The organism is Spirochaetota bacterium, assembly GCA_034190085.1.
In the GTDB taxonomy this organism is placed as follows: Bacteria; Spirochaetota; UBA4802; order UBA4802; family JAFGDQ01; genus JAXHTS01.
In genome coordinates, this window is sequence record JAXHTS010000037.1 from 1 (window position 1) to 13,935 (window position 13,935).

Here is a 13,935-nt window from a genome sequence, read left to right on the forward strand (position 1 = left end):
TATCATTGTTATTTTTTACAAACATTAATAGATTTTCAAAATGTTCTTGTGCTTCAATTACTTTTACTTCAATATAATCCATGGTAAAAGCCTCCTTTAGTTAAATTTTATAAATAATTCTGTTTATTTTGGAAAGTTTTCAGATAGCGTTTATAACGCATACATATTTTGGTAGGAGTATATGCTGAATCATCCTTAAGTTATTAAAAATTATAATAAGAATTACGGATAAGCAAATTATATCATTCATATAACGGATGAGAATAACAGATGAAACTACTAATAACACTGATATGTTTATTTATCCCATTAAAGGTAGATATTGAATCAGCTAAAATAGATCATTCTCTATACGATTCATTCCTTCAAAAATATGTAGATAATGGTTTAGTCGATTACAAGGCGATAAAAGATGATCATGGATTGCTTACACAATATTTACATCAACTTGAAGAGTTAAATTATCAAAATTTTTGAAGGATTGACTGTTAATGATAAAAAGGCCTTTTGGATAAACGATTAGAGCATGCTGTAAATAATTTTATCAACAATCCAGATAAGGTTAGATTGGATAAAGAGGATAACAGGCTTTATTTGTCATCAATATTCAAATGGTACAATAAGGATTTCCCTCTCTCAAAGGAAGCAAAACAGCTTTTCAAGGGATATAACGATAAGGATAGAAGGGTAATAGTCTTTCTGGCTAATTACTTCCCAGAAGATGTTATGAGATATATTATCATGAACAAACCCGAAATAAAATATCTAAAATATGATTGGTCTTTAAATGAAAAAAGATGAAGCTCTCATCCTGTTCGTAAAGTCTCCAATAATGGGTAAGGTAAAGACTAGACTTCAACCCGAGATGAGTATGGAGGATTCGCTTTCACTGTATAGCGCAATGCTAAAGGATTTGATTGTATCCCTAAATGTCCTATCAAGTATAGAGATTTTCATTTTTTATTGGCCTCATGATGGATTGAAGGAGATTGAGAACTTGTTGGGTATTTTTTTAAAATACATTCCACAGGAAGGTAAAGATCTTGGCGAACGTATGCATAGGGCATTTCTGTGGGCATTTTCTAAAGGATTTTCGAGGGCTGTTATCATCGGGAGCGATATACCAACATTGAAGCCTTCAAATATTACTGATGCATTCAGAAGTTTAAATCACTCAGATGTAGTACTCGGTCCTAGCATTGATGGAGGTTACTATCTCATCGGACTTAAAAAGCCTTATCCGGAAATATTCAGGGACATTCCATGGAGCACAGATGTAGTGCTTAAAAATACACTTCATAAGGTGGATAAGATGAGCCTTACAGCTTCTCAGCTATCGCCAAAAAGAGATATTGACACCTTTTCCGATGTTGTTGATTTATGGCAACATATGAGGGATTCAAAGACAAAGATGAATAATCTATTACTTCCCAATACATCAAGGATATTGGATAACATCTTTTCTGATGAATAAATGGAGGAACTGCATGAACAGGATTAAAGGTAATCGAAAATGTAGCGTTATTAGACTGTTCGTCCTCTCTTTCATTGTAATTGGTGTTATTCTACTCTTTAGATTTGGGTTGCTCTCTTTATCGGATTTTACTCCCACAAACATAAAGAATTACATACTACAGTTTGGTGTTTTGTCGCCTATAGTCTTTATCATCATATATTCCTTGCGAGCCGTTATACTTGTTCTCCCAGTAGGTGTAATGTCTCTGGCAGGCGGACTTGCCTTTGGGAAATGGTGGGGTACGCTGTTTATATTGATAGGCGCGACTAGTGGTTCTTGCCTCTCTTTTCTCATTGCACGCTACTTTGGCAGGTCTTTTATTGAAAATTTCGCATGGTTGCACAAGGGTCGTATCAAATCATTTGATGAGGGCACGGAGAAACATGGCTTTCGATTTATTCTATTTCTTAGACTAATTCCTCTTTTTCAGTATGATGCTGTAAATTTTGGCTCAGGTCTTTCCAGAATGAAATTTCGTGATTATGCCTTAGGATCATTCATAGGTATGATACCTGGAGGTTTTATAAATGCCATGTTGGGAAGCTCATTGGAGGACATCATATCAGTTCAGTTCTTTGCTGCTCTTTCAATTTTTGTTCTAATGATGTTTATCCCAGCTATATTTAAATCAATAAAAAAGAGAAGGGAACATAAGCTTGAAATTCAGGATACATCATAGTATGCAGATTATAGAAATGTCGTTAGCGCTAAAAGAATTATCGTAAAGATTATTCTTTAATATATTGATTTAATCACCTTGTAGAAGCAGCAAATAGAATAAATCATAGGGGAGGTTTAAAATGGGAAACTGCCCAGTATGTAATGGAAGCATTGGGCCAATGGCTATTTTGGCAAGCTGGGATAGTGGGAGAAATTTTACATGTCTGGATTGTGAGAAACGAATCGGATTTCGTCTATGGCCTCTTGTTATCGTTGCCCTTCTTGGGCTTATGATATTTGCTGAACGCATGCTTCATCAATTAATTATCTCGGATATACCACTAGCTTTATGCTTTGCTATTGCGTCTATCCTTTCCACTTTGGTGATGTTCATAATACCAATGATCTGGCAATACAAAGAAGCAGACACGGAATAATCGGTTGATGATCTTATCTTTTAACTCAAATTATATAAATAAAGGATATGGGGATTTCAATGGATAATACAGATTTTGATTTAGTAGTTGTTGGAGCTGGATCAGGCGGAATCAGTTCAGCCAATCTCGCAAAGAACTTAGGCAAAAGAGTGGCGATTGTTGAGAATGATAAAGTGGGAGGAGAGTGCACATGGTCAGGTTGTGTTCCAAGCAAGGCGCTTATAAGAGCAAGTCAGATAGCGCATGACGTGAATCATTTGAATGAATACGGTCTACAAATTGACGGATCGCTTCAACTGAATACAAAAAATGTGATGAGCTATGTTCGTTCTGTTATAGAAAAGGTTTATAAAGAAGAAAAGCCTGAAATCTTTGAGAAGATGGGCATAAGCGTCTTCTTAGGCAATCCGAAATTTATTGATAATCATAGATTGAAGGTTGGGGAACAAATTCTTACCTCCAAAAGCTTTATTATAGCCACAGGTTCAAGCCCATTTCTCCCTCCGATAGAAGGCTTACATGATGCTCCATATCTTACGAATAAGACTATCTTTGATTTAGAGGTTCTTCCTGACTCTATGATCATTCTTGGGGCAGGGCCAATCGGGATTGAGATAGCGTCAGCGTTAAACCGTCTGGGAGTGAAAATTACTGTATTGGATATGTCTGATCATATTCTTCCACGAGAAGATCAAGAATTGGTGGATATATTATCAGATCGATTGAAGGCAGAAGGCGTTAAACTATTAACCAGTACAAAGGCTACTTCATTATCAAGACAAGATGATGGTATTGTTTTTACAGTTCAGAATGGGAAGGGGCAGATAGAAAAAATTAAGGGAGAATCTACTCTAATAGCTGTTGGACGCAAACCGAATACATCTGGTTTTGATCTGGTAAATGCAGGTGTGGAATATAATCCAAAGGGTATAATTGTAAATAATATGCTTCAAACAACAGCAAAGAATATCTATGCATGCGGAGATGTGGTAGGACCATATCAATTCAGTCACATGGCTGAATACCAGGCTACCATTGCTGTTATGAATGCTGTTTTACCCATACCTATAAAAAAGAAGGTAGATTATTCTAATGTTGTCTGGGCCACATTTACTGATCCTGAGCTTGCTCGCGCTGGATTCACAGAGGAGGAGGCAAGGGAGAGATATGGTGATAAAATAAGGGTATATCGACATTATTATAATAGGGTTGATCGAGGAAAGACCGATAATATGGAGATAGGGATGAGCAAGTTTATCTGTAGTAGGAAGGGCAATCTACTCGGTATTCATATATTAGGCGAAGGGGCTTCAGAACTGCTCCATGAAGCTCAGCTTGCCAAATCTCTAAAAATATCTTTTGCACAAATTCAATCAGTAATTCATGTCTATCCCACATATTCGGATGTAATAAAACGACCTTCCGGACAGCTCTACGCTGATCGCATACGTGAAAATTTCTTTGTAAAAATATTGCAAGGGCTATTCTCAAAAAAGGATGTAAAATAGAGGGGATTGGGAAGCTCAACTATTGATGTAGAAGAGTTAAATGACCATATATATATCAACTTAATTATTTCTTCTTCAGCGGTTCAGATTCCAGTTGTAATGCAGGTATTCAATCTTCAGGGTTTCATAATTAAGCCGGATAAAATCCATGGATTTTTCATTTACGAGATAGTCGAAAATAGCGTGTTCAGAATGCCAAAGCTTTGTGCCTATAGCTTCTGCCGTACTCTCTGCCCATGATAGGGGTAGGTCTGAAGATTCACCAATATGTTTTCACAATTCGCGCAAGCGATTCATTTGCGCGGCATAGTATGGAGTTAAAGATAGGATCCTGAATGAAAAATGGACATATCTCATAGATGTGAGCTTCATCATAATCATCATCCCCAGGCCGTATCTTGGGATCAATCCCATGCAGAAGAGCCTTGACATTAGTTAATCTCTCATATTCATAAAAGAATTCCTACTATGCAAGCCCAAAGTGACAAATATAGGATAAAGATTTATACCGCTATTAGTATAGAGAGAGACCCTACTCATATATTTCTAATCCTTTGAGACAAACGTGATAAAAGATCTACCTTTTTTATCTATCTGAAGGGAGTTAACAATATCCCGGTAATCCGTTGCCATTTGTCTTCTCTTAATAGCTTCAATCCAAGGTTAATGGTACGTGTATCCTCCCTTTTCCTAAAGCTGGACCACAGCCTGTCCCAGAAAGAAAAGATCGAAGAATAGTTTGAATTAGTCTCACTCCATTCATCAGAATGATGAACCCTGTGCATATTTGGCGTTACAATCAGATAACGGAGCAATCTATCATATTTTTCAGGCAAGGAAATATTGCTATGGTGAAATTGAATAATTACCTGAAGTGCTATCTCATATACAAGAAGAAATATCATATTCATTCCAAGTAATAGAAAAATTATGAGCCTGAACAATGAAGATAGAAGAATTTCAAAGGGATGGAACCTTAGTGCTGTTGTGATATCCATCTGAATATCTGAATGATGTGTTCGGTGTAATTTCCAGAAAAATCGTATTCTATGGTTTATCCGATGCCAGAAATACATCCATAGATCAAAGAGTAGGAAAATGAGAATCCCTTTTAAATAGACATCATAAGAAGGGAAGGTAAAAAGATGGTTCAGTCCAATGTGATAGGTCTGTGCCCAATTCATTACCATAAGTGTGATGGAAGAAAAGGAAATATAATAGAGTAAATTGTTTATAGCTGTTATGCTTAGGTTATTTGCAGCATGAGTAAATCTTTTGCGTCTATCTTTGTAATGAGGGGAAATAGTCTCAAGAAGAAATATCAATGCAAAAGAGATAAAGGATATTATTAGTTTGATATTCATGATTTTAATTTAAATTACATCGCCCATTTTCTTCAAGCAACTAAGTTGCTTCAACCGGGACCCATGTAACCGCTCTCTAATTTGGAAAATTCGATACTGGCTTCTTACTCCTCTGCTTAATAATAGGATCCACTGCCTTCTACATGGCTCCAACACGATCCTATCGCGCAAATAGCGTAAGTTTGCCGCTCAAACAGTCCAGGGCTAGCTTTTCGTAGGTACCCTAATCATAAGGTTTGTGTTTCCTCGATCGCGTCAAGGCTTGCCATCATGGAAATGGGGGACAAGCTTTTTGGAAAGGCTTATAAATAATGGCTCATTTAGTATTGTTCCGGTATCGATATCCACAGATCCGGACTTAATACCTTTTGTGATTATACTTTCATTTTTTTTCATACACTTGGAGTCATCTTTTCATTTTTTTAACAGTCATCTTCAATAATCCGAAAGGAGTAAAAAAAAGATACATCCAGTCTTTAAGAGTGCTCGTAAAAATTAGATTACGCATTGCCTTCATGGAATCCACAGGTGATGGAATAACCCATTTCTTATGTGGTTGAGAGTGTACCTCATGTTCCAGATTCCCGTTTAGATCTTTTATAAATTCCTTAGTCTCTGAAATATCAACTCTCTTTGCAGTGCTATCCAGAGAGCGATAGCAAATTTTACCATCAGGATTTACAATAAAGGTTGCCGGATAAGCTATCCCACCATGTTCATAAGGATTAAACAGATCATATTGTTTGACAACATTTTTATCAATATCGCATAATAATTCAAAGGGCAATTCCATATCCTTCTTTAATGCTCTGGATTTTTCCGGTGGATCAACAGACAGGGCATAAATTTGAGTATTATATTTCTGAAATTCATGGTAATATTTTTTAAACTCAACCAACTGGCTGATGCAGAATGGTCACCAGTTGCCTCTGTAAAAAACAAGCATATTATTACTGCTGGATTTTACCGCCTCCCAAAGTTGAAAAAATTTCCCTTCAGAAGTCAGCGCATTAAAGTCCGGCGCTTTCTGTCCTACACTTGGTACATTTGATCTCATAAATTACTCCCTTGTTAAATCATATAATACTAATGGCAAGAATGTCTACGCACTTTGTATGTCTTTTCATGGGCAGCATTCTCCTGGAAGATCATTTACTTCATCCTTGCTGGAGGTTGTGTTCCCACATTCTTCAAAAGCACCGAAATGCTCTTTAAAATCACCTATGATTTCAAAGTATTTAGCGAATCTGGACTCCTGAAGCATCTTTGCTGTATTACCGCATACACGTTCAGGCTTATTCTTATAAAATATATGCTCACAGTCTAGCTCTAGTCTATAAGGAGAATATGGGATGCCGCCCTTGTAGATTGCAATATGACCATAGTCCTCGCAGGCATCTTCAAGACCCTCAAGTTTCCATAATCTATATGTAATGGAATAAAAATTGATATTCTCAACAAGCTCTTCTATTTCAGGATTTTGAATAGTAATCTTTGTTTTACTCATAATTCGTGTGTCCGTAAATCCCGAGGCTCTTGCTATGCGTTCAAAATCATTATAATAAAGGGCTCCACCAAGGCATTCACCATAAAGAATTTCGTTTTCTATAATATGTTTCGGAACGCGTCTGTCTGCGTATACATCGGAGAAATAGAATTCTCCAGTGTTCCTTAGAGCCTTATATACCTGTTTAATAACATTCTCTTTGTTCTCGGTAAGGTTTATAACACAATTGGAGATCACCAAATCAAGTGACTCTTCTTTAAAGTGATCCTCCAGGTTCTCAATATAATCCATAATAAAACTGACATTCTTTTTTTTATAACCAAAGATATTCATTTGATCATTTAAATGCTTTTTCGCCACTTTAAGCTGATTATTTGTCATATCAAATCCGTATACAAAACCCTTTTCACCAACAAGGCGGGAGAGTAGATAAGTATCTCTTCCAGTGCCGCATCCCAGGTCCAGAGCCTTCAGGCCTTCAAGGGCAAGTGGAATTGGTGAGCCACATCCATAGTACTTCATCATTATTTCGTCATTTATATACTTAAGACTATCCTTAACATACTGAGGGATTGATTCGGTTGTACAGCATGCGTTTGTCTGCAGGTCACTAGAAGAATTAAGCGTCTCGCCATAATATCTCTGCACCTTTTCTTTTACATCATCGTCCTTTAACAGAGCGCCATGACAACTGCTTCCAGTATTAACTGTGCACGCATAACAATAATTATCAAAGGATATTTCGGGTATAAAGTTAGTAAAGTCTATGTCCCAGAATTTCGCTCTTTCAAATCCTTTTATCCTTTTGCCGCAAGCCAGATTGAAGTCGCAGTCATAAATATACCCCTCATAGTCAACAGAGAGTAGGTTGCGACACATAATCTTATCAAGGGTTGCATGATTATAATTTGAGAGGAGGTTCTCTTCATAATGGGTACGAGTGCCCTCCTTTTCAAGAAACTTACGGAATTTATTAATCGGAACATTTACCATAGCAATGAGCTCATTAAATTTGATTCCCTGAACTTCCTTTAATAATTCACGGTAATCTGCCTCCAGGGTTTTGCTGTCTGGTGGGAGATAATCTCCTACAGGATTATATACAAGATCAAGTTTGAAACCATTTCCATATCCTTGATTATTCAATTTTTTAAGGATTTGAATGCTCTTCTTAAAAACATTCTTACCCCTTTGAGAATCAGTGGTCTTCTCAAAAACTGATGGAAGGGAGCCAATAATTGTCACATTGTGCTCCTTGAAGAGGGTCAACATATTGCTGTAGTCTGGTATATTAAGCGAAACAAGGTTTGTCCTGACACTAATATTTTTTTTATCAGATAACTCCTTAATAAAATACTGTAAATTAGGATTCATCACAGGTTCGCCACCCGTTAAGTCAACCTGTTTAACATCTAATTTCTTGAGTTTGAGTATGATCTTTTCAGCTGTTTTTCTTTCCATATTCTTCTCGCCCCTTGGCGAGGCGCCGATATGGCAGTGATTACATGATAGATTACATCTATTGCCTAGATTAATCTGAATTATGTCAATACCGGTCTTTTTGATGTTCATAACTTCCCAGAAATTATTCATTTTTAACCTCATAATTGAAATTAATATCGCTACAATAGATTGATCAAAAACAGAATGCAACCCAAAAATTGACAATCCAATTATTGGAAGCATCCTAATTGCATATCCAAGATCCAGGAGAGAATTTATCATTATAATTCGGATTCAGTTTTATGCGACACCTAGACATCAGTTTGGTTACATGAGCATCGATATAAAAATTATATCAAAATTCCCCCTTAATCAGCTTCATGAAAATAATGGAAAACAGAAAATGTTAAATCAAAACCTGGTATTAATCAATTATGAATGATGATTTTGACACAAAAGACCTAGCCAAACAATAATTTCTTCAATTTCGATGTAATTAAGACCCTAATAATAAAAAAATTGTCATTTTATTAAAATATTTTGGTTTCAGGTATTGACAAATAATTAGAAAGGTGTTACTTTAATAACAGTTTGTTAGCACTCGCTTTTGGTGAGTGCTAACAAACTAAGGCCTGATTTATCTAAACGATGAAAGGATAAATATTCAGGAGTTTGATTTAGGTCCAAGTTTATAATGAAGGCTAATTAAAAGATGAGGTGCTGAACCTGGTGCAATCGAAAGGCAATATGGCACTCATCGTTAAAATGATGGCCCTTCTATGTAAAACAAGGGGAGCAAGACTACAATTTCATTAATATTATAAATCATAGCGATAATGATGTTTTTAGTAAATTTTCATTATTAGATGGAGGTAAGAGATGAGCAAGATAATTGGAATAGATTTAGGCACTACAAATTCATGTGTATCAGTCATGAGCGAAAGGGAGGCAACTGTTATCCAGAATTCTGAAGGCCAGAGAACAACACCCTCTATTGTTGCATATACTGATAAAGGCGAGAGACTGGTTGGGCAGGTAGCAAAGAATCAAATAATTACAAATCCTGAAAACACTATTCGTTCAATAAAAAGATTTATTGGACGAAATTATTCTGAAATCAATGAAGAAAGGGATATGGTTCAGTATAATATCATCAATGACGGAAAGGGGGGCGTAAAGATTAAGACATCACAGGGGGAATATGCTCCTCAGGAAATATCAGCAAGGATTTTGCAAAAGATGAAACAGACAGCAGAGGATTATCTAGGTGAAAAAGTGACAAGGGCTGTAATAACAGTTCCTGCCTATTTCAATGATGAGCAGAGGCAGGCCACAAAGGATGCCGGAAAGATAGCCGGTCTTGAAGTAGAAAGGATAATAAACGAACCAACTGCAGCAGCTCTGGCTTATGGGCTTGATAAAAATAAACAGAATCTAAAAATTGCTGTTTATGATTTAGGCGGCGGCACATTCGATATTTCAATCCTGGAACTCGGTGATGGTGTTTTTGAAGTGAAATCAACAAATGGCAATACACATCTTGGTGGAGATGATTTTGATAAAAAAATCATAGAATGGTTTATATCTGAATTCAAAAAAGAATCAGGTATTGATCTTTCCAATGATAAGATGGCGTTGCAACGCTTGAAAGAATCTGCGGAAAAGGCTAAAATAGAGCTTTCAAGTAAATTACAAACAGAGGTGAACATCCCATTCCTTACTGCTGACCAGAGCGGCCCGAAACATATGCTATTGCAGCTTACACGAGCAAAATTGGAGCAGCTTATTGAAGACCTTGTACAGAGGACAAAAGACCCCTGCATAAGGGCGCTTTCTGATTCCGGACTTTCAGCAAGTGATATTGATGAGGTTCTGCTTGTGGGTGGATCAACACGAATTCCGATCGTACAGGAACTCGTTAAAAATATTTTTGGCAGAGAACCGAGTAAGGGTGTAAATCCCGATGAGGTAGTTGCGCTTGGGGCCGCAATACAGGGCGGTGTTTTAGCAGGTGATGTTGATGATGTATTACTTCTTGATGTCACCCCACTCTCTCTTGGTGTTGAAACACTCGGAGGAGTTATGACAAAGCTTATTGAGAGGAATACAACCATACCTGTTACCAAAAGCGAGATATTCAGCACAGCAGCTGACAACCAGCCAGCTGTTTCAATACATGTGCTTCAGGGAGAGAGAGATATGGCAGTGCATAACAGAACCCTCGGCAGGTTCGAATTGGTTGGGATCAATCCAGCCCCTAGGGGCATGCCTCAGATAGAGGTATCATTTGACATTGATGCAAATGGGATTGTGCATGTGTCTGCCAAGGACCTTGGCACAGGCAAGGAGCAGAAGATTCGAATAGAATCCTCCAGCGGGCTCAACAAGGATGAAATCAACAGGATGATCCATGATGCTGAAACCCATTCGAAAGAGGACAAAACAGCAAGAGAGGTTGCTGAAGCGAAGAATGAGGCTGATAGCTTTATCTACTCGGCTGAGAAAATGATCAATGATAATAACAACATGGATATTTCAGTTAAAAGCGGTATAGAGAACAAAATAGCTGGCCTAAAGAATGCGCTAAGCACGGATGACATAAATGCTATAAGAGAGGCCAAAGATGGGTTAGAGGGAGCGCTTCGAGAATTTGCCGCTCAATCACAAAATTCTGTTAATGCTCAGGCTTCTGGAGATTATTCGGATGCGAACTCTAATGCTAATTCATGGCCAAAATCTGAAGATGGGACACCCTCTAACCAACAACAGGATAATGACAAAGTTTATGAGGCCGACTATGAGGTTATAGATGATGAGAAGAAAGCCAGTTAATGAATAAAAAAATTTTAATTCTACAAGAGAGCATCGAGGGATGTTATACATGTTCAATTCTAGCAGTTTGTATGGATTTGCAGTAATATGAATCTCTTTTTGTTTTCTATTGTGTATATTCAACAACAGGATGGCATGTGCCGTCCTGTTGTGTTTTAAAAAAATCATACCCTATTCGGCACATCGGCACAGGAACTTATCTGATTTCAGGCAACCTATCAACAAGTGGATGATATCTATCATAAATAACAAGTAACCGATCTTTTTCCCCGCTTTAATCTCAAATAAAAATAATTCTAAAACAAGTTGACAGCATTGATTATGGATTTTATTATTTTACTGTGTTTATCAAATAGTATTAATATAATTAGCATGAAAAAACTAACAAGAACAGCCCCTACAGTGAAGGTATTAATACTATCTATGAGATTTCAGCAACATCTTTCTATTGTGATTTCTCGTATAGGAATTTCGATATAGATTGTTTAATAATTCAGATATCTACTAATGCATAAGAATTCAAAACATAGAGATGGGATAGCCGCTCTCCTTGCTAAAAATAATTATCATCCAACGGTTGATGATCTGTATGAACGTGCAAGGAATGATTTCCCTAATATTAGTCTTGCCACAGTCTATAGAAATCTTGATCAATTACATCAAATGGGTAGGATTGCACGGATTGATGTGCCTGGTATGCCTGCTCGCTATGACGGAAATACAGATAAACACTATCATATATTATGTGAGAAATGCGGTCATATGCAAGACGTATGGATTGATCACAATTTAGAGGATCATGTTGATTTTGACTTAGCTATCCCAAATTATAATGTTGTAGGGTATAATATTAGTTTCACCGGTATCTGCAACAAATGCGGTGGGGGGAAATAATCCAATTATTTAATTAAACAGGGCAAGACCTGAAGTCACTAGAATCATAACTTCTTTCCTAAATAGAAATCGGGATAATAAGCAAATTTTACACTGACTGCATATCAATTATTCATGATGAATGCTATGAGCGCTTCACAATCATAGTGTTTATTGAAAGAGTGAAGGCAGTGATTGTACACCCATTAAAGTAGTCCATGGACGAACTATTTACAAACCACCTCATTATCCCCCCCAAAAAAAATGATCAAATGACTGTTCCAATAAAGCAAGTAAAACAGAATCAAATGATTAACTCTTCCTAAAATGCTGCGTTAAGGTAATTTTGAATCTATATTTTCATAAAAATTCCAGCCAGCAATTTTTTATTTCTATTGGATATGTTCACATTTCATAATAGGCAAAATGAGTGTCTGAAAGTGATTCTCCTGTGCTGGTAACAGTGAAGCAAAACAAAAGACTTTAACTATTATTGCCAGGGTGAATGTGTATGAATAACAGTCGTCAAATAGCTGATCTCCTTACTAAATCAGTTGGTATATTAGAATGATTGTAACAATTTACAATTTATCAAGCACAAAGTATCATTCATTAATAGACTTGGGGGTTCATGCTCGTTTTTTTATTGACACATAAAAAATCATGAAATAGATTTATGATGCGATTCAGGTACAGAAAGATATGCTGATTGAGGTTACTGAGAAGAGGGATCCCCCAAAAGCCAGATGTTTTGTGATAGCGCATAGGGGAGAGTAAGTTATGCATAAGGTATTTTTATTATTTCTTGCAATATATTGGTCTCTGGCCCTAACTGCGTGGGGATATGCTAACGATCGTTCCAGAGAAACCATCCGTCTCTCTCCAGCGGACCAGCTTATCCTTGAGCGTATTGATAAGCTCAATGAGCGGCTTACAACTGAGATGGGCAAAGTAAATGATCGGATCGATCTGATATGGGCTACAATGATTGGTGGTTTCCTGGGTGTAATGATCTTTGTTGGGGGCTTAGTATTCTGGGACAGGCGAACAACCCTTGCACCGGTTCACACAAGGATAGATGAATTGACCCACCGTGAGAAAGTCTTAGTGGACACTTTAAGGGAGTTTGCAAAGGATGAACCCAAATTAATGGAGCATTTGCGTATTTCTGGCCTATTGTGAAAATTCAGATTGCGGCACATGAATCGCCTGCTAAAATCCTGTTAAATTGGCAAAGCCAATGGCAGAGCGGATTCAGCTGGTTAAATCTCTTTAAGCGCTTCAAGGATCTTTATCTCTTTTCTGACAATCTCGCTCAAATGGCTGTTTTTAGCTATTACAAAGGGAGGTATGCCCTCTCTTACAGCAGTTTCTTTGCCAATCGTCTGAACCACTGATTTTACTTGATTAAATGATTGCCTTGATCTTTTTGGTTGAACTTCTTATTTAATAAACGTTTAAATTCCAAACTTTTAGATACAAAGTTAATTGATAACCCTACCTCTAAATCGTATGCCTCAAGATAATTAAGACCTTGCGCTAAATGAACATCTTATAGTTTATAAAGCGCCTTTAATTCGACACTTATAATTGTTTCAATTAAAAAATCAACCCTTCGTGTGCCGATTTGCTGATTTTTATAGAATATTGGCATCTCATATTCTCGATTAAAGTATAAACCAGAATCTTCCATTTCAATAGCCAATGCTCTCTGATAAATAACTTCTTGAAAACCATTCCCTAAAGCAGAATGAACTCTCATCGCACATCCAATTATCTCAGATGTTAAATCAGA

Annotated in this window: 15 protein-coding genes and 1 pseudogene; 10 read left to right on the plus strand and 6 right to left on the minus strand. The window is 36.9% G+C overall.

Features of this window, described 5'->3' with window-relative positions:
- The first annotated feature begins 270 nt into the window (after positions 1 to 270).
- The 7 genes from SVZ03_06815 to SVZ03_06845 all read left to right on the plus strand — a co-directional run bounded on the left by SVZ03_06815 (position 271) and on the right by SVZ03_06845 (position 4,361).
- Positions 271 to 477, plus strand: coding sequence for a hypothetical protein (locus tag SVZ03_06815; protein MDY6933920.1), 207 nt, complete (start codon positions 271 to 273; stop codon positions 475 to 477).
- 30 nt (positions 478 to 507) lie between these two features.
- Positions 508 to 801 (plus strand): hypothetical protein, encoded by a 294-nt coding sequence (locus tag SVZ03_06820; GenBank protein MDY6933921.1) that lies wholly within the window; start codon positions 508 to 510, stop codon positions 799 to 801.
- Positions 788 to 1,474 (plus strand): TIGR04282 family arsenosugar biosynthesis glycosyltransferase, encoded by a 687-nt coding sequence (locus SVZ03_06825; protein ID MDY6933922.1) that lies wholly within the window; start codon positions 788 to 790, stop codon positions 1,472 to 1,474. Before SVZ03_06820 ends, SVZ03_06825 begins: the two co-directional genes overlap by 14 nt.
- A 13-nt stretch (positions 1,475 to 1,487) precedes the next feature.
- Positions 1,488 to 2,195: a TVP38/TMEM64 family protein gene (locus SVZ03_06830; GenBank protein ID MDY6933923.1), complete on the plus strand. Its 708-nt coding sequence runs from the start codon at positions 1,488 to 1,490 to the stop codon at positions 2,193 to 2,195.
- 121 nt (positions 2,196 to 2,316) lie between these two features.
- Complete coding sequence (locus tag SVZ03_06835; GenBank protein MDY6933924.1) at positions 2,317 to 2,613, plus strand: hypothetical protein; 297 nt, start codon at positions 2,317 to 2,319, stop codon at positions 2,611 to 2,613.
- A gap of 59 nt (positions 2,614 to 2,672) precedes the next feature.
- Positions 2,673 to 4,121, plus strand: coding sequence for an NAD(P)/FAD-dependent oxidoreductase (locus tag SVZ03_06840; GenBank protein ID MDY6933925.1), 1,449 nt, complete (start codon positions 2,673 to 2,675; stop codon positions 4,119 to 4,121).
- A gap of 6 nt (positions 4,122 to 4,127) precedes the next feature.
- Complete coding sequence (locus tag SVZ03_06845; protein MDY6933926.1) at positions 4,128 to 4,361, plus strand: hypothetical protein; 234 nt, start codon at positions 4,128 to 4,130, stop codon at positions 4,359 to 4,361.
- Positions 4,362 to 4,711: 350 nt separating this feature from the next.
- Here the strand turns inward: SVZ03_06845 and SVZ03_06850 are convergent, their stop codons facing one another.
- The 4 genes from SVZ03_06850 to arsS form a co-directional block, all read right to left on the minus strand.
- Positions 4,712 to 5,485 carry a sterol desaturase family protein gene (locus tag SVZ03_06850; GenBank protein MDY6933927.1) on the minus strand — a complete coding sequence of 258 codons (774 nt, stop codon included), beginning with the start codon at positions 5,483 to 5,485 and terminating at the stop codon, positions 4,712 to 4,714.
- 406 nt (positions 5,486 to 5,891) lie between these two features.
- Positions 5,892 to 6,392: a peroxiredoxin family protein gene (locus SVZ03_06855; GenBank protein ID MDY6933928.1), complete on the minus strand. Its 501-nt coding sequence runs from the start codon at positions 6,390 to 6,392 to the stop codon at positions 5,892 to 5,894.
- A gap of 9 nt (positions 6,393 to 6,401) precedes the next feature.
- Positions 6,402 to 6,542, minus strand: a complete 141-nt coding sequence (locus SVZ03_06860; protein MDY6933929.1) for a hypothetical protein — start codon at positions 6,540 to 6,542, stop codon at positions 6,402 to 6,404.
- A 66-nt stretch (positions 6,543 to 6,608) separates the two neighbouring features.
- Positions 6,609 to 8,585 (minus strand): arsenosugar biosynthesis radical SAM protein ArsS, encoded by a 1,977-nt coding sequence (arsS, locus tag SVZ03_06865; protein MDY6933930.1) that lies wholly within the window; start codon positions 8,583 to 8,585, stop codon positions 6,609 to 6,611.
- Between the two features lie 729 nt (positions 8,586 to 9,314).
- Between arsS and dnaK the strand changes: the two genes are divergently transcribed.
- From dnaK to SVZ03_06880, 3 genes are all read left to right on the plus strand, one after another.
- A complete protein-coding gene (dnaK, locus tag SVZ03_06870) occupies positions 9,315 to 11,267 on the plus strand; it encodes a molecular chaperone DnaK (protein MDY6933931.1) in 1,953 nt (650 codons plus the stop codon).
- A gap of 507 nt (positions 11,268 to 11,774) precedes the next feature.
- The gene (locus SVZ03_06875) at positions 11,775 to 12,161 is read left to right on the plus strand and encodes a transcriptional repressor (protein MDY6933932.1); all 387 of its coding nucleotides are present in this window, start codon (positions 11,775 to 11,777) and stop codon (positions 12,159 to 12,161) included.
- 759 nt (positions 12,162 to 12,920) lie between these two features.
- Entirely contained in the window at positions 12,921 to 13,322 is a 402-nt protein-coding gene (locus SVZ03_06880) for a hypothetical protein (protein ID MDY6933933.1), read from the plus strand.
- 80 nt (positions 13,323 to 13,402) lie between these two features.
- On the opposite strand, the gene SVZ03_06885 is transcribed toward SVZ03_06880, so the two are convergent.
- Entirely contained in the window at positions 13,403 to 13,534 is a 132-nt protein-coding gene (locus tag SVZ03_06885; GenBank protein ID MDY6933934.1) for a hypothetical protein, read from the minus strand.
- 5 nt (positions 13,535 to 13,539) lie between these two features.
- Positions 13,540 to 13,935: pseudogene (locus tag SVZ03_06890) on the minus strand (GxxExxY protein).